This window comes from Leisingera sp. ANG49, from assembly GCF_059694505.1.
In genome coordinates this window covers 404,455-427,714 of record NZ_JCATZN010000002.1, presented here as the reverse complement: position 1 = coordinate 427,714, position 23,260 = coordinate 404,455, and the positions used below count along the sequence as shown (strand labels likewise).

Annotated in this window: 22 protein-coding genes; 18 read left to right on the top strand and 4 right to left on the bottom strand. The window is 63.2% G+C overall.

What is annotated here, in order from left to right:
- The first annotated feature begins 164 nt into the window (after positions 1-164).
- Positions 165-2,807 (top strand): type I DNA topoisomerase, encoded by a 2,643-nt coding sequence (gene topA, locus AC58NV_RS08450; RefSeq protein WP_497226730.1) that lies wholly within the window; start codon positions 165-167, stop codon positions 2,805-2,807.
- Here the strand turns inward: topA and AC58NV_RS08445 are convergent.
- Positions 2,804-3,391 carry a TetR/AcrR family transcriptional regulator gene (locus AC58NV_RS08445; protein ID WP_497226729.1) on the bottom strand — a complete coding sequence of 196 codons (588 nt, stop codon included), beginning with the start codon at positions 3,389-3,391 and terminating at the stop codon, positions 2,804-2,806. The two genes, topA and AC58NV_RS08445, sit on opposite strands and share 4 nt — an antisense overlap.
- Before the next feature lie 65 nt (positions 3,392-3,456).
- Between AC58NV_RS08445 and AC58NV_RS08440 the strand changes: the two genes are divergently transcribed.
- The 3 genes from AC58NV_RS08440 to AC58NV_RS08430 all read left to right on the top strand — a co-directional run bounded on the left by AC58NV_RS08440 (position 3,457) and on the right by AC58NV_RS08430 (position 5,357).
- Positions 3,457-3,882 (top strand): VOC family protein, encoded by a 426-nt coding sequence (locus tag AC58NV_RS08440; RefSeq protein ID WP_497226728.1) that lies wholly within the window; start codon positions 3,457-3,459, stop codon positions 3,880-3,882.
- Positions 3,883-4,022: 140 nt separating this feature from the next.
- The gene (locus AC58NV_RS08435; protein WP_260028034.1) at positions 4,023-4,727 is read left to right on the top strand and encodes a CoA transferase subunit A; all 705 of its coding nucleotides are present in this window, start codon (positions 4,023-4,025) and stop codon (positions 4,725-4,727) included.
- A gap of 3 nt (positions 4,728-4,730) precedes the next feature.
- Positions 4,731-5,357 carry a CoA transferase subunit B gene (locus AC58NV_RS08430; protein WP_497226727.1) on the top strand — a complete coding sequence of 209 codons (627 nt, stop codon included), beginning with the start codon at positions 4,731-4,733 and terminating at the stop codon, positions 5,355-5,357.
- 62 nt (positions 5,358-5,419) lie between these two features.
- On the opposite strand, the gene AC58NV_RS08425 is transcribed toward AC58NV_RS08430, so the two are convergent.
- Both AC58NV_RS08425 and AC58NV_RS08420 read right to left on the bottom strand, forming a co-directional pair.
- Positions 5,420-5,896 (bottom strand): hypothetical protein, encoded by a 477-nt coding sequence (locus tag AC58NV_RS08425; protein ID WP_497226726.1) that lies wholly within the window; start codon positions 5,894-5,896, stop codon positions 5,420-5,422.
- A 681-nt stretch (positions 5,897-6,577) separates the two neighbouring features.
- Positions 6,578-7,387: a lytic transglycosylase domain-containing protein gene (locus AC58NV_RS08420; protein ID WP_497226725.1), complete on the bottom strand. Its 810-nt coding sequence runs from the start codon at positions 7,385-7,387 to the stop codon at positions 6,578-6,580.
- A 357-nt stretch (positions 7,388-7,744) separates the two neighbouring features.
- Here AC58NV_RS08420 and AC58NV_RS08415 point away from each other — a divergent pair, with 357 nt between their 5' ends.
- From AC58NV_RS08415 to AC58NV_RS08360, 12 genes are all read left to right on the top strand, one after another.
- Positions 7,745-7,951, top strand: coding sequence for a hypothetical protein (locus AC58NV_RS08415; protein ID WP_019298338.1), 207 nt, complete (start codon positions 7,745-7,747; stop codon positions 7,949-7,951).
- Between the two features lie 175 nt (positions 7,952-8,126).
- Complete coding sequence (gene cpaB / locus AC58NV_RS08410) at positions 8,127-8,984, top strand: Flp pilus assembly protein CpaB (protein WP_497226724.1); 858 nt, start codon at positions 8,127-8,129, stop codon at positions 8,982-8,984.
- 214 nt (positions 8,985-9,198) lie between these two features.
- Positions 9,199-10,605 (top strand): type II and III secretion system protein family protein, encoded by a 1,407-nt coding sequence (locus tag AC58NV_RS08405; RefSeq protein ID WP_497226723.1) that lies wholly within the window; start codon positions 9,199-9,201, stop codon positions 10,603-10,605.
- 15 nt (positions 10,606-10,620) lie between these two features.
- The gene (locus AC58NV_RS08400) at positions 10,621-11,250 is read left to right on the top strand and encodes an OmpA family protein (protein WP_497226722.1); all 630 of its coding nucleotides are present in this window, start codon (positions 10,621-10,623) and stop codon (positions 11,248-11,250) included.
- Between the two features lie 154 nt (positions 11,251-11,404).
- The gene (locus AC58NV_RS08395; protein ID WP_497226721.1) at positions 11,405-12,634 is read left to right on the top strand and encodes a CpaE/TadZ family protein; all 1,230 of its coding nucleotides are present in this window, start codon (positions 11,405-11,407) and stop codon (positions 12,632-12,634) included.
- 24 nt (positions 12,635-12,658) lie between these two features.
- The gene (locus AC58NV_RS08390; protein ID WP_497226720.1) at positions 12,659-14,095 is read left to right on the top strand and encodes a TadA family conjugal transfer-associated ATPase; all 1,437 of its coding nucleotides are present in this window, start codon (positions 12,659-12,661) and stop codon (positions 14,093-14,095) included.
- Positions 14,095-15,063 carry a type II secretion system F family protein gene (locus AC58NV_RS08385; RefSeq protein WP_019298332.1) on the top strand — a complete coding sequence of 323 codons (969 nt, stop codon included), beginning with the start codon at positions 14,095-14,097 and terminating at the stop codon, positions 15,061-15,063. Before AC58NV_RS08390 ends, AC58NV_RS08385 begins: the two co-directional genes overlap by 1 nt.
- A 10-nt stretch (positions 15,064-15,073) precedes the next feature.
- A complete protein-coding gene (locus AC58NV_RS08380) occupies positions 15,074-16,057 on the top strand; it encodes a type II secretion system F family protein (protein ID WP_497226719.1) in 984 nt (327 codons plus the stop codon).
- Complete coding sequence (locus tag AC58NV_RS08375) at positions 16,057-16,647, top strand: tetratricopeptide repeat protein (RefSeq protein ID WP_497226718.1); 591 nt, start codon at positions 16,057-16,059, stop codon at positions 16,645-16,647. Before AC58NV_RS08380 ends, AC58NV_RS08375 begins: the two co-directional genes overlap by 1 nt.
- Before the next feature lie 31 nt (positions 16,648-16,678).
- The gene (locus AC58NV_RS08370) at positions 16,679-17,527 is read left to right on the top strand and encodes a tetratricopeptide repeat protein (protein ID WP_497226717.1); all 849 of its coding nucleotides are present in this window, start codon (positions 16,679-16,681) and stop codon (positions 17,525-17,527) included.
- A 3-nt stretch (positions 17,528-17,530) separates the two neighbouring features.
- On the top strand, positions 17,531-18,028 hold the full coding sequence (locus AC58NV_RS08365) for a prepilin peptidase (protein ID WP_497226716.1): 498 nt from the start codon (positions 17,531-17,533) through the stop codon (positions 18,026-18,028).
- Positions 18,029-18,208: 180 nt separating this feature from the next.
- Complete coding sequence (locus AC58NV_RS08360) at positions 18,209-19,516, top strand: DUF8689 domain-containing protein (RefSeq protein ID WP_497226715.1); 1,308 nt, start codon at positions 18,209-18,211, stop codon at positions 19,514-19,516.
- Between the two features lie 44 nt (positions 19,517-19,560).
- Here the strand turns inward: AC58NV_RS08360 and AC58NV_RS08355 are convergent, their stop codons facing one another.
- On the bottom strand, positions 19,561-20,331 hold the full coding sequence (locus AC58NV_RS08355; RefSeq protein WP_497226714.1) for a nuclear transport factor 2 family protein: 771 nt from the start codon (positions 20,329-20,331) through the stop codon (positions 19,561-19,563).
- Between the two features lie 91 nt (positions 20,332-20,422).
- On the opposite strand from AC58NV_RS08355, the gene AC58NV_RS08350 reads away from it, so the two are divergent.
- Both AC58NV_RS08350 and AC58NV_RS08345 read left to right on the top strand, forming a co-directional pair.
- Entirely contained in the window at positions 20,423-20,791 is a 369-nt protein-coding gene (locus AC58NV_RS08350; RefSeq protein WP_497226713.1) for a winged helix-turn-helix transcriptional regulator, read from the top strand.
- A gap of 38 nt (positions 20,792-20,829) precedes the next feature.
- Positions 20,830-23,259 (top strand): ligase-associated DNA damage response DEXH box helicase, encoded by a 2,430-nt coding sequence (locus tag AC58NV_RS08345; RefSeq protein ID WP_497226712.1) that lies wholly within the window; start codon positions 20,830-20,832, stop codon positions 23,257-23,259.
- Position 23,260: the final 1 nt, after the last annotated feature.

The window sequence follows — 23,260 nt, the reverse complement described above, 5'->3', positions numbered from 1 at the left end:
GGCAAACCGCTGCAGCCAGCGCGTATCCGATAGCTCCGCAACAGGTGCTTGCTGGCAGGAATTGCGCCGCGTCCATTGCACCCGGATTGACAATCTCCCCTTGCGCCCCACATCTTGCCCCGCCATAGAACCCGGCAAAGCGGTCCGAAGAGGTATCAGAATTTATGCCAGTAGTAGTTGTCGAATCCCCGGCCAAAGCAAAAACAATCAATAAATATCTTGGCTCCGACTATACGGTTCTGGCGTCTTACGGGCATGTGCGCGACCTGCCGGCCAAGGACGGCTCGGTCGATCCCGACGATGATTTCGGCATGACCTGGGAGGTCGCAAACGATTCCCGCAAGCATGTGAAGGCGATTGCCGATGCGCTGAAGGACGACAATGCGCTGATTCTTGCCACCGACCCCGACCGCGAAGGAGAGGCAATCAGCTGGCACCTGCAGGAGGCCCTGACCAAGCGCCGCTCGATCAAGAAGGACACCGCCGTCAGCCGGGTGACCTTCAACGCGATCACCAAGGAGGCGGTGACCGAGGCGATGCAGAACCCGCGCCAGGTCGACATGCCGCTGGTCGAGGCCTATCTGGCCCGCCGCGCGCTGGACTACCTCGTGGGCTTCAACCTGTCGCCGGTCCTGTGGCGCAAGCTGCCGGGCGCGCGCTCTGCCGGCCGTGTGCAATCCGTCTGCCTGCGCCTGATCGTCGAGCGCGAGATGGAGATCGAGGCCTTCAACGCGCAGGAATACTGGTCCGTGCGCGCCCAGCTGGCCACCCCCCGCGGCCAGGAGTTCGAGGCGCGCCTCACCGTCATGGGCGGCGACAAGCTCGACAAATACAGCCTGAAGAACTCGACAGCTGCCGAAATGGCGGTGCAGGCCGTGGCCTCGCGCCAGCTGTCGGTGCTGTCGGTCGAGGCCAAGCCCGCGGCCCGCAACCCCTCTGCCCCCTTCATGACCTCGACCCTGCAGCAGGAAGCCAGCCGCAAGTTCGGCATGGGCGCGCGCCAGACCATGAACGCAGCGCAGCGGCTCTATGAGGCGGGCCTGATCACCTATATGCGGACCGATGGCATCGACATGGCGCCCGAAGCGGTGCAGGAAGCCCGCGCCGAGATTGAAAAGCGCTATGGCGCCGAATACGTGCCGTCCTCGCCGAGGATCTACAAGAACAAGGCCAAGAACGCGCAGGAAGCGCACGAGTGTATCCGCCCAACCGACATGAGCCGCGATGCCGCCAGCCTGAAGGTGTCGGACGACGACCAGCGCAAGCTCTATGACCTGATCTGGAAGCGGACCCTGTCCTGCCAGATGGAAGGCGCCCGTCTGGAGCGCACCACCGTCGATATCGGCTCCAGCGACCAGCAGGTCGTGCTGCGCGCCACCGGCCAGGTGGTGCTGTTCGACGGCTTCATGCGCGTTTACGAGGAAGGCCGCGACGATGTGGCGGATGAGGACGACAAGCGCCTGCCGCAGATCATGCAAGGCGAGGCGCTGAAATTCGCGTCCTCGCTGGCGGCGCAGGCCGAAAAGGCGGGCAAGGATGCCTCTGTCCTATCCGAGGACGGCGCCGTGCTGGCGCTGCAGCACCACACCCAACCGCCGCCGCGCTATACCGAGGCAACGCTGGTCAAGCGGATGGAAGAGCTGGGCATCGGCCGCCCCTCGACCTATGCGTCCGTGATCACCACGATCCAGGACCGCGAATACGTCCGCAAGGAAAAGAACCGCCTGTTCCCCGAGGACAAGGGCCGGATCGTCACCATCTTCCTTCTGAACTTCTTCCGTAAATACGTCGGTTACGAGTTCACCGCCAATCTGGAAGAAGAACTGGACGACGTGAGTGCGGGCGACGGCGACTATAAGGAGCTTCTGGGCAAGTTCTGGCGGGATTTCTCGGCAGCCATTGCTGAAACCTCCGAGTTGCGCATCACCGAGGTGCTGGATGTGCTGGACGACGCGCTGGCGCCGCAGCTCTATCCGCCGCGCGAGGATGGCACCGACCCGCGCACCTGCCCGAAATGCGGTGCAGGCCAGCTGCACCTCAAGACCTCGCGCACCGGCGGCTTTGTCGGCTGCGGCAACTACCCGGAATGCAACTACACCCGCCCGATTTCCGGAGAAGGCGCTGAAGGATACGAACGCATCCTGGGCGAGGACGACGGGGATGAAATCCACCTGAAATCCGGCCGCTTCGGCCCCTACGTTCAGCGCGGTGAGGCCACGCCCGAGAACAAGAAGCCGCCGCGCTCCTCGCTGCCCAAACAGGGCAAGGACTTCCTGCCCGGCTGGGGACCAAATGAGATCACCCTGGAGCAGGCACTGACCCTGCTGACGCTGCCGCGTGAGATCGGCCAGCATCCGGATGGCGGTGTAATTCAGTCCAACCTGGGCCGCTTCGGACCGTATATCGCGCATCAGCTGCCGGATGAGGAAAAGCCGGTTTACGTGAACCTCAAGGAGACGCTGGACGTCTTTGAGATCGGCATGAACCGCGCGGTCGAGATGCTGGCGGAGAAGCGCGCCAACCCGGGCCGCCGCGGCAGCCGGGCCGCCGCCAAGCCGCTGAAGGAGCTGGGCGAACACCCCGAAAGCGGCGGCGCCATCAATATCATGGACGGGCGCTACGGGCCGTATGTCAAATGGGAGAAGGTGAACGCCACCCTGCCCAAGGACGTGGAGCCCAAGGACGTGACCATGGAGATGGCAGTGCAGCTGATCGCCGAGAAATCATCGAAGGGCGGCAAGAAAAAGGCAGCGGCAAAAAAGCCCACCGCCAAAAAGAAGCCTGCCGCCAAGAAAGCCTCGACCTAAGTCTCCGGTCCGATGGCGGCGCGCATCAAAGCTGCCATCGCCGCCTCATAGGGCGCAGCCTCAGCGCCTTCGGCAATGGCAAGCGCCGCCCTGTCGAAGGCAGCCGACATCACCACCGCAATGGCATCAAGCCCGGCCTCGTCCAGGCCGGTGCCCGCAGCCGCCAGCCCCGCGCGCAGCGCCCCGCGCCCTCCGCCGGCATCTATTTCGTCCATCGCAGCGGCTCCAAGCACGGCGGGCCCGTCCACCAGCAGTATGCGGGCGCGGCCCGGCACCGCCATTGCGGCAAAGAACGCCCGGCTGCCAGCCTCCAGCCCCTCCCCGCCCGGCATCTTGGCCGCAGCCTCAATCGCTTGGGTAACTGCCTGGGCCTCGGCCTCGGCAACAGCGCGGAACAGCGCCTCCTTTCCATCAAAGTGATGATAGAGCGCGCCGCGCGTGACTTCCGCGGCCTTGACGACTTCCGGCGTCGATGTCTCGGCGTAGCCTTTCTCCGAAAACAGATTACGGGCGGCGGCAATCAGCCGCCCGCGCATGGCGGCCCGGCGTTCGGCGTTCGGGACGGGGGTATTTCTTCCTTGCATACATGCAGCCTGTATGTTTATCTCCACATACATACAGACTGTATGTTTTCCAGAAGAGGTGCAACATGAAAGTGACTCAATACTACCCGGTGCTTCAGACCAGCGATGTCGCTGGCACCGCCGCATTTTACCAAACCCACTTTGGCTTCCGGCCGGCATTTGTATCGGACTGGTACGTCCATCTTCAGTCGAGCACCGATCCCGCCGTGAACCTCGCCGTTCTGGACGGCACCCACGCCACCATTCCCGAAGCCGGGCGCGGCAACAGTGCCGGTGTCATCCTGAACTTCGAGGTCGAGGACGCCGCCGCCGAATACACCCGGCTGACCGGCGCGGGCCTGCCGGTCCTGAAACCGCTCACCGACGAAGCCTTTGGCCAGCGCCACTTTATCATTGCGGACCCGAACGGCGTGCTGATCGACGTGATCACCCCGATCCCGCCCAGCGCGGAGTTCGCGGCGCAATATGCCGAAGACGCCCTGCCCGCGTGACCCGGCCTGGCCCAGGCGGGCCGCCGGATCGTTCCGGCCGCCCGCCGCTCAGTAGAAATACGCAAACTTCTCCGTATCGTTGACTTGTGCCCGCCCCGGCGTCAGAACCACTGTCAAACGGTAGTTGTTGGGAGAACTCCATGAAAAAGGTTTACGCCAACGCCGCCGAAGCGCTCGACGGGCTGCTTCACGACGGCATGCTGATCGCCGCGGGGGGCTTCGGCCTCTGCGGCATCCCCGAACTTCTTCTGCAGGCGATCAAGGACGCCGGCACCAAGGACCTGACGTTTGCCTCCAACAACGCAGGCGTCGACGATTTCGGCATCGGTATCCTGCTGCAGACCAAGCAGGTGAAGAAGATGATCTCCTCCTACGTGGGCGAGAACGCGGAATTCATGCGCCAGTACCTGTCGGGCGAGCTGGAGCTGGAATTCAACCCCCAGGGCACCCTGGCCGAGCGCATGCGCGCCGGCGGCTGCGGCATCCCGGGCTTCTACACCAAGACAGGCGTCGGTACCGTGATCGCCGAGGGCAAGGAGCACAAGGACTTCAACGGCGAGACCTACATCCTGGAGGAAGGCATCTTTGCCGATCTCTCCATCGTGAAGGCCTGGAAAGCGGATGACACCGGCAACCTGATCTTCCGCAAGACCGCCCGCAACTTCAACCCGCCCGCCGCCATGTGCGGCAAGATCTGCGTGGCGGAAGTGGAGGAAATCGTGCCGCGCGGCGAGCTCGACCCCGACCAGATCCACCTGCCGGGCATCTACGTGCACCGGATCATCCAGGGCGAGCACGAGAAACGCATTGAGCAGCGCACCACCCGCAAGCGTGAGGAGGCTTGAACCATGGCTTGGGACCGCAACCAAATGGCCGAGCGCGCCGCGCAGGAGCTGGAAGACGGCATGTATGTGAACCTCGGCATCGGCATTCCGACGCTGGTGGCGAACTACGTTGGCGACAAGGACATCACCCTGCAGTCCGAGAACGGCATGCTGGGCATGGGCCCCTTCCCTTTTGAGGGCGAAGAGGATCCGGACCTGATCAACGCGGGCAAGCAGACCATCACCGAGCTGGCGCGCACTTCCTACTTCGACAGCGCGACCTCCTTCGGGATGATCCGCGGCGGCAAGATCGCGGCGGCGATCCTGGGCGCGATGGAAGTGGCCGAGAACGGCGACCTGGCGAACTGGATGATCCCGGGCAAGCTGGTCAAGGGCATGGGCGGCGCCATGGACCTGGTCGCAGGTGTTGGCCGCGTGATCGTAGTGATGGACCACACCAACAAGCACGGCGACAGCAAGGTGCTGAAGGAATGCACTCTGCCGCTGACCGGCAAGTCGGTGGTGGACCGGATCATCACCAACCTGGGCGTTCTGGACGTCGTGGACGGCGGCCTGAAGATCGTCGAGACGGCCGATGGTGTCAGCGAGGACGAACTGCGCGCAGCAACCCAGGCAACCATCGTGAACTGAGGTTCGTATTCCTGTCAATGAAACGGCCCGCCTGTGACAGGCGGGCCGTTTTGCTTTCCGGGTCAAACTCCGGCGGCCAGGCCAGGCCGCCGGCGCGGCCGCAGCGTGTGCCAGACGGCCCCCTCGGGCGGGTTGACGATTTCGTACATATAGACCCGCTTGTTGTACCAATTGACGATCTTCTCGTTCCCGTCTTCAAACACCACCACGCAATAGCTGCCTTCGGCCGGATCGCAGCTGTCGCGGCCCAGCCAGGTCACGATAACCGGGTCAACCAGATGCCGTTTGAACAGCACGGTGGCCTTGGTCGTCTTGCCGGAGGCATACAGCCCGCCTGCAAACAATGCCGCCGCCAGCAGAATGAAGCCGCCGCCTGAGAAGTTCTTGAACGGATTGGACTTTGCAATGCCGGGGCCAAAGGCAACAAAAATCATCCTGCCGAAGAAGCCAACAAACGCGATAGTTCCGAACATGGCAAATGTGCTGGTCAGCTCTTGCGAGCCGGCGGCCACCGCCGACGGATCAATACCTAAATCCAAAATCTGTCTCCAATGACTTGAGCGTCTGAAAATACCGGTCAGAAATCAGTCAACTGGGGCAGCAACAAGGCCAGCAGCCAGGGACACCAGCAATTTTTCGAAAAAACGCAGCGTCAGCCTCATCAAAGGCTCAGCGCACTTAGGGTCAGGACCACATAGCCATCGGGCAGGGCCAGCGGCGGCGTCATGCACAGGCCCCCAGATACGCAGCAGATTTGGCCGCCGGAGGCATTTTCCCCTTGGCGATTTTTCCTTGCGGGTCTTTGCGGGTCCCAGTTTTTCGTTCGTTCCGTTCGGTTGTGCCTCAGGTCCCAATTAAGGGGGCGGCGCCGCCGGGGTGGAGTTGGACAGACCCCACGGGGGACCTGCTCGGACAAGCTTGCTTGGACGACCCCCTTTTTATCAGGGCCGGTCTCCGGGGTGTTGCCCATTCAGCCGCACAGATGCCTGGGCCTCGTATCATGGTCCCGCGCGCGGGATCCATGGCTGGGGGATCGCGATCTTTCGGGAGTATGGCAGGAGCCGGTGAGGATTACGTGAAGGGTGCGTACGCTGGGAATGCAACACCCTGCGAATGAGTGCCTTCCCGCCCGGAGCAAGGTGCGCAACGCCGCCGGGCTGGCGCTCGCCCCCCTCTCTGTCCCTGCCACTGGCCGTTTGAGCCAACGCACGGCTGCGGTTTCAGTTCTGCATCCGGAAGACACAGCCGTCAGACAGGAACAGCGGCGGTGTCATGCACAGGCCCCGCGCCACCTGGTAGGCAGCCAGCACCTTGGGCACGTAGTCGCGTGTCTCGGCAAAGGGTGGCACGCCCTGATGCGCGCGCACCGCGCCCTCACCCGCGTTATATCCGGCCAGCACCAGCATCGGATCGCCGCCGAACTCTTTCATCAGCCAATCCAGATACCGGACCCCGCCAGAGATATTCTGCTTGGCCTCCAAGGCATCGCTGACCCCAAAGCGCGCCGCGGTATCAGGCATCAGCTGCATCAGCCCCTGCGCACCGGCGGAACTGACCGCATCGGGCTTGCCGGCGGATTCGACGGCGATCACCGCCAGCACCAGCGCCGGCGACACCTCCGTGCCGACGCTTTCGGTCAGAATCTGCACCCCGCGCGCCTGGACGATGTCCTGCATCAGCTGCAGCCGCGGCGCCGCCAGCCCCTTGGCGCTGTTCAAAGCCTGCAAGGCATCGTCCAGCCGTCCCGGCCCGGCCCCCTCGAGCCCTGACGCCACCTTGTCCCAGAACCAGCCGTACCGCCCGGCAGGCGGCGCAGCAGCCGTGTCCCCGCCGGCCGGCGCGGCCGGTGCCGCAATCTCCGCCTCGGGTACGGGCTCGATCTGCACAGTGATGCGCTTGCCCGTTCCCGGCGCCGGCGGTTTGACCCGTTTTGCCTCGAACTCGGGAAAGGCTTTCGGCGCCTCCTGCCCCAGCGCAGCCAGGGGCAAGGCGAATAGTGCCACCGCCAAAACTGCGTCACGCACTGACATTGCTCTGCCTGCCTTTGGTTTCTTTTGCCCCGAGACTCGGGAAACCGGGCCGCAAATTCCAGCATTTCCGCACCAGAATCTGGCGTATTCGCCATATTTGCCCCCAACTGGCGCGAAAATACCACGGGGCACCCGCCGGTAACGGTTTTTTAACGGAGCAAAAACAGAGCGTTACAGCATTTCTTTTCGAAAAGTTAAATTTGGGCAGTAATTTCCGGCTTTCAGCCCAAATCCTGCCACGCTGCACTGGCTATATGTACTCATCCAAGCCGGACAGGAGCCAAGCAGGTGAGAGAGCAGGTTCCAGAGCGACGGCGGGATGTAGCAAATTCAGAGATCCTTTGGAGGGACCATACCATGATCAAGTTCATCAAAAACTTCCGCAAAGACGAAGACGGCGCCGTGACTGTTGACTGGGTCGTGCTGACCGCAGCTGTCGCCGCTCTGGCGGGCGTTGCCTACACCAGCGTTGCAAGCGGCGTGGACAGCGTTGCCGACGCAACCGGCACCGCCCTGACCAACTCCGTGCCGACCACCTACAGCCTGGGCGACAACCCGACCTAAGGTCCGGCTAACGTCTAAGAGAGTTATGGAAGCCGCCTGCCCTCCAGCGGGCGGCTTTCATCTTGGGTTCTGCCGATCACGGCAGCTGCGGAGAACCTGCCGCACATCAAGATGACCGGAACCTCAGCAGAGTCATTGTTCAGCCCCGGGCGGGCCATATGACCGAAGGAGCGTCATGCGTACAGTATTCGGACTTGTTCTCATCCTGGGTGTCGCTTTGGCCGGCGGCGCCGTGATGATGGCGAAAAAATATATCAGCTCATACCAGCAGGCTCTGGCTCAGGAACGCGCGTCCAGGGTGGAAGCGGTGCCCACCGTCGACATCTTTGTCGCGACAGACACATTGAAATACGGCCACAGGCTGACCAAGGAAAACGTCCGCCAGGTCCGCTGGCCGCAGGAAAGCCTCCCCGAAGGGGTTTTCACCAGCCTGGAAGCGCTGTTCCCGCCGGGCGCAGACGATACCCCCCGCGTCATTCTGCGCACGATGGAAAAGAATGAAGCGATCATGGCCAGCAAGGTAACCCTGCCCGGAGAAGATGCCGGCATCACCTCGCGCCTTGAGCGCGGCATGCGCGCCTTTGCAATCCGGGTGGACGTGTCTTCCGGCGTCTCCGGCTTCTTGCGTCCAGGCGACAAGGTTGACATCTATTGGACCGGACAGGTGAGCCAGGCGGGTGCCACTCAGGGTGAATTCACCCGGCTTATCGAAACCAACGTCGAACTGATCGCGGTCGATCAGAAGGCCAGCAACGACATCGATGGTGCGATCATTGCACGCACGGTCACAGTTGCGGCGCGGCCGGAACAGGTCGCGGCCCTGGCACAGGCGCAAAGCACCGGCAAACTGACCCTGGCGCTGGTCGGCGCAGGCGATGACACGGTCGCCTCGGTGATTGAAGTTGACCAGCGCAAGCTGCTGGGCCTTGGCGCGATCGAGGCACCGCAGGAGGTCGAAAGGGAAAAAGTCTGCACCATCCGCACCCGCCGCGGCGCCGAGGTCGTGGAAATTCCGATCCCTTGCACCAACTAGGATTTCCATTCTTGCTCAGAGTGTTAACAGGTTCAGCCGCCTTCCCCAGAGAAGCGCGGCTGAATTGCCTGTTGCCAAGGCCCCACATTGCTTGCCGCTTAGGAAAGGCCCCGAAGCCATTGATTCTTGCAATAATTCGGGAACTGCACCACAGTGCAGGAAAGAGCGGGCAAAAAGACCCGGATTTTGAGGCGTGATCGGAAAGGCAGGTCACATGGCAATTCGACGGTTCGTGGCGGCGGCCCTGATGGGGCTTTCGCTTTTTGGCATACCGAATGCTGATGGGGCATCGGCACAATCTATTCGCGTGGTGAAGAAGGGCACATCGGCAACGCTTGATGTGCCTATGAACCGCGCCGTGGTGGTGGAAAGCGAAACTCCTTTTGCAGAGCTCAGCATCGCCAACCCCAGCATTGCTGACATCTCCTCCCTCTCCGACCGCACCATCTATGTGCTGGGCAAGTCCCCGGGCCTGACCACGCTGACGCTGCTCGACGGCTCCGGCCGGCTTATCACCAACGTCGATGTCCGGGTCGCTGCGGATGTCACGGAATTCAAGCAGCGCTTGCGCCAGATCCTGCCGAACGAGAAAATCGAGGTGCGCACCGCCAATGACGGCATTGTGCTCTCGGGCACAGTGTCCAGCTCCGCCCGGCTGCAACGGGCGCTGGACCTGGCAGAGCGCTATGCGCCGGAGCGGGTCAGCAACCTGATGTCAGTCGGCGGCGTGCAGCAGGTGATGCTCAAGGTCCGCTTTGCCGAAATGCAGCGCTCGGTCTCCAAATCGCTCAGCGCCTCGCTCGGCTTCAACGGCGGCTCCGGCAACGGCCGCACCGGCGGTGTCAACACGCTGAACACCTCGGGCGCGCTGGCTAACTCGCTGGCCGGCAACATCCCCGCCGCCAATGATAACACCGGCGCCTTCCTGTTCGGCTTTAACGCAGGCTCCGTCCAGGTCAGCCTGCTGCTGGAAGCCCTGGAGCAGAAGGGCGTTGTCCGCACCCTGGCCGAACCCAACCTCTCCGCCCTGTCGGGACAGGAGGCCAAGTTCCTGGCCGGCGGCGAATACCCGGTTCCGGTCGCCCAGGAAGACGGTGTTATCACCATTGAATTCAAGCCCTTCGGCATTGAGCTGAACTTCATTCCGCGGGTGGTGGACGGCGATCTGATCAATCTGGAACTGAATGCGGCTGTCTCTGCCATCGACCCCACCAACTCGCTGGAACTGAGCGGCCTGACCATCGACGCCTTCTCGCGCCGCGAGACCTCGACGACGGTGGAGATGCGCGACGGTGAAAGCTTCGCCATTGCGGGCCTGATCCGCGACGAATTCCTCGACAACTCCTCGCAGCTGCCCTGGCTGGGCGACGTGCCGGTACTGGGCGCGCTGTTCCGCAGCGCCGACTACCAGCGCGAGCAGACCGAATTGGTCATCATCATCAGCGCCCATCTGGTGACCCCGACCCGCGGCGAAGCACTGACGCTGCCGACCGACCGGGTTGCGCCGCCCAGCGAAAAGGACCTGTTCCTGTTCGGGCGCACCGCCCGCACCAAGAACGGCCCTGCTGCGGAAGTGGCCAAGCAGGATTTCAACGGCTCTTACGGCTACGTGCTGGACTGATAAGGAGTGGCACAGATGATCAGAACCGCTGCAATTCTCGGCCTTCTCCTGACTGCCGCCGCCTGTGAGCGCGAGGCCGGGCTGGAGCTGAACCGCAAGGCGACCTTCGGCGAAGCCACTCTCAACAATTCGGCGGTGATGAGCGGCGAGCGCAACTATGCGATCCAGCTGGCCAGCCGGTTCGCCAAGGAAGTCCCGAACACCATCAACTTCGACTTCGACAGCTCCCGTCTGGACCAGACCGCCCGTTCGGTGCTGGACCGCCAGGCGCATTGGATCAAGCAGTTCCCCGAGGTGCGTTTCCGGGTCTTCGGCCACACCGACGCGGTGGGCAGCAACGCCTACAACAAAGCGCTCGGCCTGCGCCGGGCCCGCGCCGCGGTGAATTACCTGGTCTCGCGCGGGATCAGCCGCAACCGGCTGGAGGCCGTGGTGTCCTTCGGTGAAACCCAGCCGCTGATACCGACGCCTGAGCGCGAACGCCGCAACCGCCGGACCGTCACCGAGGTGAGCGGCTTCCTGAAGCGCCACCCGTCGGTGCTGGACGGCAAATACGCCCAGATCATCTACCGCGAGTACCTGGAAAGCGCGGTGCCTGAGACGACCTTGAGCGTACAGCAGTCGCTGTCGCGGTCGCTGCAGTAGGCATTCAGCACCTTCCAGCGGTTACCAACTAGTAACAATTCCCCATATTTGGGGATTTTTGGCCCCAATATCGCCTAGATTGCCGCCGACATTGTTTCCAAGAGGCGGACTGTGCCCAAAGCCCGGTCCGCCCAAGTGAACAAGGATGATGGCGATGAGCAGCGGTATGCCGCAAACAGAAACACCCGCGATTGTTGCCTGCACGGTCAGCCGCGACGTGCAGAATTTCGACCTCCTGATCGAAGATATGGAAGCCGCGCTGGGCGAGGCCTGGGGCGATCTCGGCTTTACCGAAGCGCTGGCCTTTTTCGGCCAGTCAGAAGCGGAACCCCTGCAATTCATCGCTCTGGCCATCGACAGCGACGACGAAGGCGACCTGCCGCTGATGGGTGAAATCATCAGCCAGGCCAAATCCCGCGGCATCAAGGTGATTCTGATCGCCGAAGATGTGACCCCGGCCGCGCTGCATACGCTGCTGCGCCAGGGAGCTGACGAATTTGTCCCCTATCCGCTGCCGGAGCAGGAGCTGCAGGCGGCCATCGAGCGGCTTCAGGCTCCGCCGCCCCCGGTGGCGCAGAACCCGCACCAGCTGCAATCCGGCAGCCAGCGCGAAGGCGCGGTCATTGTCTGCCACGGGCTGGCCGGCGGCACTGGATCCACCACCATGGCCGTCAACCTCGCCTGGGAACTTGCCGCGCTCAGCGAGCGGGAAGAGCCCAGCGTTTGCCTTCTTGACCTGGACCTGCAGGCCGGTTCGGTCTCCACCTACCTCGATCTGCCCCGCCGCGAGGCGGTCATGGAAATGCTCAGCGAATCCGAAAGCATGGACGAGGATCTGTTCGGCCAGGCGCTGCTGCCGTTCCAGGAAAAGCTGCAGGTTCTGACCGCGCCGTCTGAAATGGTGCCGCTGGACCTCTTGTCGCCCGAGGACATCACCCGCGTCATCGGGCTGGCGCGCAGCCATTTTGACTTTGTCGTGATCGACATGCCGCACACGCTGGTGCAGTGGTCCGAAACGGTGCTGAACATGGCGCATGTCTATTTCGCGCTGATTGAGCTGGACATGCGCTCCGCTCAGAACGCGCTGCGGCTGAAGCGGGCATTGCAGGCCGAGGACCTGCCGTTTGAAAAACTGCGCTTTGCCCTGAACCGGGCACCGAAGTTCACCGATCTCACCGGCAAAAGCCGGGTCAAACGGATGGCCGAATCCCTGGGCATCTCGATCGATCTGCAGCTGCCCGACGGCGGCAAGCAGATCCTGCAGAGCTGCGACCACGGGCTGCCGCTGGCCGTCTCCGCCGCAAAGAACCCGTTGCGCAAGGAAATTGCCAAGCTCGCAGCCTCGCTGCATGAGCTGGGCCGCAGCGAAGCAGAGGCCGCCTGAACGGCTTGAATTGGGGGTGAGTTGATGTTTTCCAAGTACAAGAAACAGGCCGCGAAACCTGTGGCACCGGCTCCGGAGCCGGTTGCCGCGCCCGCGGCCTCAGCCAAACCAGCCGTCAGCTTGCGGCGTCCGGTGCAGCGCAAAGCCGCCGAAGCGCAGCCGATGGACAAGGAGCGCAAGCGCAAGGAGCGCCTGAGCGAAATCAAGATCCAGCTGCACCGCGAGCTTCTGGAGAACCTGAACCTGTCGGCTCTGGAACGCGCCGGCGAAGCGGAGCTGCGCACCGAGATATCCACCATCGCAACCGAGATCCTGGCCGAAAGGAGCATCGTGCTGAACCGCGAGGACCGGCAGCAGCTGAACAAGGAGCTCTATGACGAGGTCACCGGCCTTGGCCCGCTGGAAGCCCTGCTGCAGGACGAAACGGTCAGCGATATCCTGGTGAACGGCCCGCATCAGATCTTTGTCGAGCGCAGCGGCAAGCTGGAGCTGTCCGACATTGCCTTCAAGGATGAAAAGCACCTGATGCGGATCATCGACAAGATCGTCTCCGCCGTGGGGCGCCGTGTCGATGAATCCAATCCCTATGTGGACGCCCGCCTGGCCGACGGCTCCCGCTTCAACGCCATGGTGCCGCCGATTGCGGTGGACGGCTCGCTGGTGTCGATCCGGAAGTTCAAAAAAGACAAGCTGGGCATCGACGATCTGGTGAATTTCGGCGCCTTCACCGAGGAAATGGCAGCATATCTGCAAGCCGCGGTATCGACCCGGCTGAACGTCATCGTCTCCGGCGGTACCGGTTCCGGTAAAACCACCACGCTGAACGCGCTGTCGTCCTTCATCGACAACGCCGAACGCATCCTGACGATCGAGGATACCGCGGAACTTCAGCTGCAGCAGACCCATGTGGGCCGGATGGAAAGCCGCCCGCCCAATGTGGAAGGCAAAGGCGAGGTCAGCCCGCGCGACTGTCTGAAGAACGCGCTCCGGATGCGCCCCGACCGCATCATCGTGGGCGAGACCCGCGGCGAGGAAGTGATCGACATGCTGCAGGCCATGAACACCGGCCACGACGGCTCGATGACCACGATCCACGCCAACTCCGCCCGCGACGGCATCTCGCGCCTGGAAAACATGATCGCCATGGCCGGCATCGAAATGCCGATCAAAGCTGTGCGCAGTCAGATTGCATCGGCTGTGAACCTGATCGTGCAGGCCTCGCGCCTGCAGGACGGCTCGCGCCGGATGACCTCGATCACCGAAGTCACCGGCATGGAAGGCGACGTGATCTCGATGCAGGAAATCTTCCGGTTCCAGCGGGTCGGCCTGACGCCGGACAACAAGATCATCGGCCATTTCACCGCCACTGGCGTGCGCAGCCACTACTCCGAACGCTTCCGCCTTTGGGGGTATGACCTGCCGCCGTCGATTTATGAACCCACAGTGATGGAGCCGCGCTGATGGAGCTGAGTTCAGAACCGCTTATCTATGGCGCGATCTTCTTTGGCGTCCTGGCACTGGTCGAAGGCCTGTATCTGTTTGTCTTCGGCAAATCGATCAGCCTCAACAGCAAGGTGAACCGCCGGCTGGAGATGATGGAAAAAGGCGGCAACCGCGAGCAAGTGCTGGAGCAGCTGCGCAAGGAGCTGGGCCAGCACGCCAGGTCGCAGTCGATCCCGCTTTACTCGCTGCTGTCAGAACGGGCGCAGAAGGCAGCTATCGCCTTCTCCCCAAAGCAGCTGATCCTGATCATGGCCGGCCTGGCAGGCATCGCCTTTGTCGGCCTCGGCATCGGCACCAGCGCGCCGTTGCCGGTGCGCGTGCTGGGCTCCGTCATCATCGGTGTCGGCGCGGTGTTCTTCTGGGTAAACAAGAAGGCCGCCAAACGGATGGCACTGATCGAGGAGCAGCTGCCCGACGCGGTTGAGCTGATGGTGCGTTCGCTGCGGGTCGGCCATCCGTTCACCTCTGCCGTGCAGATCGTCGCCAATGAGGTCGAGGACCCGCTGGCCACCGAATTCGGCATCATCTCCGACGAATGCGCCTATGGCCGCGATGTCGGCGAGGCGCTGAAGGAAATGGCAGAGCGGCTCGATATGCAGGACATGCGCTTCCTGGCGGTTGCGGTGACCATCCAGCAGCAATCGGGCGGTAACCTGGCCGAAGTCCTTGCAGGGCTGGCCAAGGTGATCCGTGCCCGCTTCCGCCTGTTCCGCCGCGTGAAGGCGATCACCGCCGAGGCGCAGTGGTCCGGCAAGTTCCTGTCCGGCTTCCCGCTGCTGTGCCTGATCGGGATTCTGGTCAAGGACCCGGGCTACTACGACGAAGTGATCGATCACCCCTGGTTCATCCCCGCCTGTTTTGCAGTGGGCGTGATGCTGACGGCCAACCTGATTGTCATGCGCGTGCTGACAAACATTAAAGTGTAAGGAGCGGATCGTGGATATTTTGACCGGCATTGACGGTTTCCTCACTTCGCAGCTCGGCGAGTTCGGACCGCTGCTGGCGCTTGGCATTGCAGGCATGTTCATGATCCTGCTCGCCATTCCGCTGCTGCTGAACCAGCCGGAAGACCCGCTGAAGAAGCTGCAGAAGAACCTCAAGCCCGAAACCCGGCAGCCCCCGCAGAAACAGCGGCTGCGGCAAACCAGCCGCAACGAGCAGCTGCAGAAGTTTGCCAATTTCCTTGAACCTCAGAACGCGGACGAGCTGTCGGCGATGGAACTTAAGCTGCGCCAGGCAGGCTACCATTCCAAGGATTCCGTGCGCCTGTTCCATTTCGCGCAATTTGCCCTCGGCCTCTTGGGGCTGATCGGCGGGCTGTTCTTTGTCTATGTGATCAAGGCGGACATCGACTACGACAGCCAGCAGATGGCCCTGCGCATCATCGCGCCCGGCGCCGCGGGCTACATGCTGCCGAAATACTGGATCACCCGCCGCATCGGCGAGCGCCAGCAGAAGATCACCGAAGGCTTTCCCGATGCGCTCGACATGATGCTGGTCTGCGTCGAGGCCGGCCAGTCCCTGGACCAGGCCATCGTACGCGTGTCCCAGGAACTGCACACCTCCTTCCCGGAGCTGGCCTCGGAGTTTGAAGTCGTCGCCTACGAGTTGAAGGCGGGCAAGGAAAAAGACAAGGTGCTGCGCGACATGGGCACCCGCTGCGGGGTGCAGGACGTGTCCTCTTTCGTGACGGTGATGATCCAATCCGCCAGCTTCGGCACCTCGATCGCCGATGCCCTGCGGGTATATGCCGGCGAAATGCGCGACAAGCGCGTGATGCGCGCTGAAGAGGCCGCAAACAAGTTGCCCGTGAAGATGACACTTGCCACAATGGGCCTGACGGTCCCGCCCTTGCTGATCATTCTTGTTGGTCCATCGGTGCAGGGCATCATGAACATGGGCAATATGGGACCCCAGTAATGAAAACGGCACTACGGGCAGCTTCTGCCCGTCTGCTCAAGGTAACGGCTGCCGCCAGCGCCCTCGCGCTGGCGGCAGCATGTTCGACCAGCGGGCTGAAACAGGACAAGGGCAGCCCCTGGGCGCCCGGTGATGACCACCGCCAGCAGGCAGAGGACGGGTTGGTTGTCGGCCACCGGCTGATGGCCGCAGGCGAACACGAGCTGGCACTGGAAGCTTTCACCCGCGCCGCACTGGATCACGGCCTGACGGCAGAGGTGCTCTCGGGCATGGGCAGCGCCAAGCTGGGTCTCAGGCGTCTGGGCCAGGCCGAGGACCTGCTGCGCCAGGCCGTGGACGCTGATCCGGCCTGGCCGGAACCGATGAACAACCTCGGCGTCGCGCTGATGGAACGCGGCAAAACGGCCGAGGCGGTGCAGGTGTTCCAGCGCGCCTATGCGCTCGACAATGGCGAAAGTGACGCAATCCGCGATAATTTACGCCTGGCACTCGCAAAACTTGAAAATCCCGCGCATAGTGAGCCTCAAAAAGAAGACTACAAATTGGTGCGGCAGGGCGGCGGCAGCTACCTGATTCGCGAAGCACCATAACAGAGGCAGAGCAGTAAAAAGGACGCACCAAATGCGCCAGCAGATTTTCCTATCCGCTTCTCTGGCAGGGGCGCTGGTCCTGTCGGCCTGCGCGGAGAAAGCCGATGAAACCGTGGAACGGGCCTTTCAGGAAGTGAACGTCATTGACGAGAGCAATCTCAACGACGTCATGCTGTCAGTGGCTGATCCGAACGAGGCGGTGGCCCACTTCCAGCGCACGCTCAAGACCAGCCCGAACCGGATCGACCTGCAGCGCGGCCTGGCCCATTCGCTGATCCGCGCCAAGCGAGTCACTGAGGGCACCGCCGCCTGGCGGAAAGTGGTGTCGATGAAAGGCGCCACCAGCGAGGATCATGTGCAGCTGGCCGGCGCATTGGTGCGCAGCGGCGAATGGGATGCCGCCAAGGCGGAGCTGGACCAGGTGCCGCCGACCCATGAGACCTATGAACGCTACCGGCTCGAAGCGGTTGTGGCCGATGCCAACAAGGACTGGAAGCGCGCTGACAGCTTCTATGAAATCGCCGTCGGGCTGACCACCACGCCCGCCAAGGTGATGAACAACTGGGGTTACTCCAAATTGACCCGCGGCGATTTTGCCGGCGCCGAACGTCTGTTCGGCGAGGCGATCCGCCAAGACCAGCGCCTGTTCACCGCCAAGAACAACCTGGTGCTGGCCCGCGGCGCGCAGCGCAATTACACCCTGCCGGTGATCCCGCTGGAGCAGACCGAACGCGCGCTGCTGCTGCACACGCTGGCCCTGTCCGCGATCAAGCAAGGCGACGTCAAGGTTGGCGAAAACCTGCTGCGCGAAGCGATTGACACCCACCCGCAGCATTTCGAAGAAGCCGCACGCTCGCTGGCGGCGCTGGAGAACGGCTGAGCCATGCAGTTTCCGGCCCACGCAGCCCTGTGGTTCCTGCCTTTCGTTCTGCCGATCTGCTACACGGTGGCACTGACAGATCTGCGCGGCATGCGTATTCCCAACTGGGCCGTTGACCTGCTGGCGGTGATCTATGTCACCATTGGCGCGCTGGTGATGCCCAGCTGGGCGGACTACGGCTGGCACCTGCTGCACCTGCCGGTCGGCATCGCCCTGGGATTCCTGTTCTACGCCGCCGGCGCTGTCGGCGCCGGGGATGCCAAGTTTGCAGGCGCCGCTGCGCCCTTCATCGCGCTTGGCGACCTGCGGCTTCTGATGGTTGTCTTTGCCGCCACCCTGCTGGCTGGTTTCACCGCCCACCGGATTGCCAAGCACACCCGCCTGCGGCAGCTGGCCCCGCAATGGCAAAGCTGGGAAACCGGCAAGAGCTTCCCGATGGGCCTGTGCCTGGGCGCCACACTCGCCCTCTACCTGGGCCTTGCCGCGCAGTTCGGCAGCTGATGCCGTCAGGCACCGCATGACCTGCGGTGCCTGCCAGCGCCGAAAACTTCGGCGGATTTCGCAGCCGCTTCGCGGAAATGCTGCAGCTCTGCCCCGCTGTTGCCACAGTCCTGAATAGTCTGTTTCCAGTACCGCCCTGCGCGCCGGGGCCAGATATGGATTTCAGGGACAGGCACCGCCATGAACATGCAGAACCTCACCGTTGTCGCCCCTCCCGCCCCCAAGGGGCTGGAACAGATGCAGCTGCCGGTGGTGATGATGCGGGATATCCTGCTCAAGACCATCTTCCGCAAGAACGTGGAAAATGTGACTGAGATCGCCAAGGCCATCTGCCTGCCCTCCTCCGTCACCCAGGAGCTGGTGGACATGGCCCGCGAGCAGAAGCTGCTGGAGGCCACCGGCACGCTGAACGCCAACAATGGCAACGAGATGGGCTATCAGCTGACCGATGCCGGCAAGTCCCGCGCCCAGGATGCGCTCAGCCAGTCGGAATACTTCGGTGCCATGCCGGTTCCGCTGGCGGTCTACCGCGAGCAGGTCAAACGGCAGTCGATCCGCAACATCCAGGTGACCCGGGACCAGCTGACCAATGCCATGGGGCATCTGGTGCTGCCCAACAGCCTGCTGGACCACCTCGGCCCCGCCGTCAGCGCCGGCCGCTCGATCCTGATGTACGGCCCGCCGGGCAACGGTAAATCCTCGATCTCTAACGGCATCCGGGATGCGCTGGGGGATCACGTATTTGTGCCGCGCGCCATCGAATACTCCGGCCAGGTGATCACCGTGTTCGACCCGATCGTCCACACCGAGGTGGAGCAGGAGCCGGAAGACCCCAACGCCCTGCGCCACCGCCGCCGCTTTGACGAGCGCTACGTGATGTGCGAGCGCCCCACCGTGATCACCGGCGGCGAGCTGTCGCTGGACATGCTGGACCTGGTCTACAATCCCACTGCACGCACCTATCAGGCGCCGCTGCAGCTGAAATCCACCGGCGGCATCTTCATCGTCGACGACCTTGGCCGTCAGGCAGAACCGCCGCAGTCCCTGGTCAACCGCTGGATCGTGCCGCTGGAAGAAAGCAAGGACATCCTGGCGCTGCAATCGGGCGAGAAGTTCGAGGTGCCTTTCGATACGCTGGTGATCTTCTCCACCAACTTCCACCCGAATGAGATTTTCGACCAGGCCGCACTGCGCCGGATTTTCTTCAAGATCAAGATCGACGGGCCGAACCAGGAAAACTTCCTCAAGATCTTTGCCATGGTGGCCCGCAAGAAGGGCATGCCGCTGGACGAGGCGGCGCTGGTGCATCTGCTGAAGAAGAAATACCCGACGATCAACAACATCTACGCCAACTATCAGCCAGTGTTCCTGATCGACCAGATGATCTCCATCTGCGAGTTTGAGGGCATCCCCTACCAGATGTCGCCGGAACTGATCGACCGCGCCTGGGCGAACATGTTCGTCAAGGACGAGCACATCGTGAAGTGATGAATTAAGGGCGGGATCATCCCCGCCCTTTTCGCTGACCGCTGTCAGAATTTGCCGTTGTCGTGCGCCATCTCTGCCGGGATCGGGCTGACGGTATCCCAGTGCTCGACAATCTTGCCGTCCTCGACCCGGAACAGGTCAAAGAACGCCATCGGCGTATCGCCCAGGCTGCCCTCGGAGGCGGTAAAGACAAAGTTCCCCTCAGCCACCACAATCGGCGTGCTGGTGTAGACCAGCGCCTGGCCGGTTTCCGCCAGATGCTGCAGCATGCCGCCAAGGGCCTCCAGACCGTCGCCGATATTCGGGTTGTGCTGCAGGTAGGTCTCTGTCGAGACATAGCTGGTGATCTTCTCCGGCGCCTTGCCGTGCAAAACATCTGTGACAAACCCCTGCACCAGCGCCTTGTTTTCCGCGGTCTTGTCCAGATCCGTGACCTCGGCCGGGCCGTCGGTTAAGGTGCGGCCCGAGGCGTTCGGCGCGGCGGGTGGCTGCAGGTTGTCCCAATGCTCGGCCACCTTCCCGTCCTCGACCCGGAACACGTCAAAGGCCACCAGCGTTTCGGCGCCAAAGGCCTGCGCATTGCCGTAGGTGTTGTGCAGCACCACCATGTCGCCCTCGGCAATCACCCGGTGCACATCCACCGTGATGCCGCTGTCCTTCAGCGCCGGAATGAACCCGAGAATGGGGGCTGCGCCGGTTGGAACCATCGGGTTGTGCTGGATGTAACCCGGTGCCAGCAGCTGCTCTGCCGCCTCAGGGTCAAACGAGGTGAAGATCGCCGCTACGGCATTCAGAACGATTTCTTTCGCACTCATCGGATGTCCTTTCGAATCGCATTGTCGTGACACCCCAATGTGGTATTCTTTCTGCACCAGATATCAATTACGCACTAAATAGGAACCAGGTATGCTTCCAGTAACCGCCCTCTCCAAGGACCAAGCCGAGGACTGCCCGGTCCGGCAGGTTCTGTCGCAGGTGACAGGCAAATGGCAGATGCTGATCGTGCTGGTGCTGGAGGACGGCGCGCTGCGGTTCGGCGCGCTGCGGCGCACCATCGGCGATGTGACCCAGCGGGTTTTGACCGAGAACCTGCGCAAGCTGGAGCGCGACGGCTATATCACCCGCAGCGTCGATCCCGGCCCGCCGGTGGCGGTCTCCTATGCGCTGACGCCCTTGGGACAGGAGCTGCTGGAGCATATGAAATCCCTGACCATCTGGGCCGCCGGGCGGCATCAGCAGGTTCTGGATTCCCGCAGCGCCTATGACAGCAAATGACATTGCAATGAGGTGCAAAGCCTCCCAGATTTCACAGGATGAGTGACACCGCCCCTGCCCTGCCTGCAGCGATTGAGAACTGGTTTGCCGCCCGCGGCTGGACCATCCACCCGCATCAGCACGCCATGCTGGAGCGGGCGGGGGCGCCTTGCACCCTGCTGATCGCCCCGACCGGCGGCGGCAAGACCATGGCGGGGTTTCTGCCCACCTTGGCGGAACTGGCCGATGGGACCCATGACGGGCTGCACACGCTCTACATCTCACCGCTCAAGGCGCTGGCCGCGGATATCAAGCGCAACCTGCGCACGCCGGTTGAGGAAATCGGCCTGCCGATCCGCATTGATGACCGCACCGGCGACACGCCTGCCTCCCGCAAGAAGCGGCAGCGCGCCGACCCGCCGCATATCCTGCTGACCACGCCGGAGAGTCTGGCGCTGCTCACCTCCTACGAGGACGCTGCCCGCACCTTCAAGGGGCTGAAACGGGTTGTGGTGGATGAGATCCACGCGCTGGCCGAGAGCAAGCGCGGCGACCAGCTGATGCTGGCGCTGGCGCGGCTGCAGACGCTCTGCCCGGACCTGCGCCGGGTGGGCCTGTCGGCCACGGTGGATGACCCGCAGGCCATCGCCAGCTACCTCGCCCGCCACCCGGACCCCTGCGATATCGTGCTGGCCGATCCCGGCCCTGCGCCGGACATCCGCATGCTGGAAACCGAAGAGGCCCCGCCCTGGGCCGGCGGCGGCGCGGCCTATGCGATCCCGGCGGTGATGACGCAGATCAAGGCGCACAAGACCACGCTGATCTTCCACAACACCCGTGCCCAGGCGGAAATCTTCTTTCACAATCTCTGGCTTGCCAATGACGATGCCCTGCCGATCGGCATCCACCACGGCTCGCTCGACCGGGTCCAGCGGGAGCGGGTGGAGGCCGCGATGGTCCGCGGCGAGCTGCGCGCCATCGTCTGCACCGGTTCTCTGGACCTTGGCATCGACTGGGGCGACGTGGATCTGGTGATCCAGATCGGCGCGCCCAAGAACGTGAAACGCCTGGTCCAGCGCATCGGCCGCGCCAACCACCGCTACAATGCCCCCTCCAAGGCACTGCTGGTGCCCGCCAACCGGTTTGAGGTGGTCGAATGCCGCGCGGCACTAGAGGCCGTGCGCGAAAATGATCTGGACGGGGACCCGCGCGGAGCCGGCCCCCGTGATGTGCTCTGCCAGCACATCCTGATCGCCGCCTGCGCCGGACCGTTTGATGCGGGTGAACTCTATGCCGAGATGACCCAAGCCGGCGCCTACGCCGGCCTGACCCGCGCTGCGTTCGATGCCTGCCTCACCTTCTGCGCCACCGGCGGCTACGCGCTGAAAGCTTACGACCAATGGCAGCGCCTGCTGCAGCGGCCGGACGGCAAGTGGCAGCTCCGCGACCCGCGCGCAGCGCAGCGCATCCGCATGAACCTCGGCACCATCCAGGACGCCGACCTGATCAAGGTCCGCCTGAAACGCAGCCGCGGCGGTAAACCGCTGGGCGAGGTGGAGGAAGCCTTTGCCGCCACCCTCACCCCCGGCGACACCTTCCTGATCGGCGGCCAGACCGTGCGTTACGAAGGCTTGCGCGAAATGACCGTCGAAGTGACCCGCAATCCCGGACGAAAGCCCAAGATCGCGGTGTTCTCCGGCAGTAAATTCGCCACCTCCACCCAGCTCAGCGCCCGTATTCTGGCGATGTTCAAGCAGGACAGCTGGCCCGCCCTGCCCGGCCATACAGCGGACTGGCTGGAACTGCAGCGCGCGGTCTCCGAACTGCCCCGCGCCGGGCGGCTGCTGATCGAAAGCTTTCCGCACGACAGCCGCGAGCACATCTGCGTCTATGGCTTTGCCGGCCGCAACGCCCAGCAGACCCTGGGCCTGCTGCTGACCAAGCGGATGGAGGAACTGGGCCTCGACCCCCTAGGCTTTGTTGCCACCGACTACGCCACCCTGATCTGGGGCCTGCAAGAGGTCACCGGCCCCGCCCCGCTGTTTGACCCGGATGCGCTTCGCGACGGGCTGGAGGGCTGGCTGGCCGGCAATGCGGTGATGAAACGCTCCTTCCGTGGTGCGGCCACTATCGCGGGCCTCATTGAACGCAACACGCCGGGGGCGCGCAAGAACGGGCGGCAAGCGACGTTCTCCTCCGACATCCTCTATGACACGCTGCGCAAGTACGATCCGGATCACCTGCTGATGGACATCACCCGCGAAGAAGCCCTGCGCGGGCTGGTGGATTTCGGCCGCATAGAGGAGATGCTGGCGCGGACCCGGGGTCGCATCACGCTGCGGCGGCTGGAGCGGATCTCCCCCCTCGCCGCGCCCTTGCTGCTGGAGGTTGGCAAGGTCCCGGTCAAGGGCGCGGCAGAGGAGAAACTGCTGCAGCAGGAGGCCGCGGCTCTGATGCGGCAATCCGGGCTGGACAAGCTGCCGCAATAAG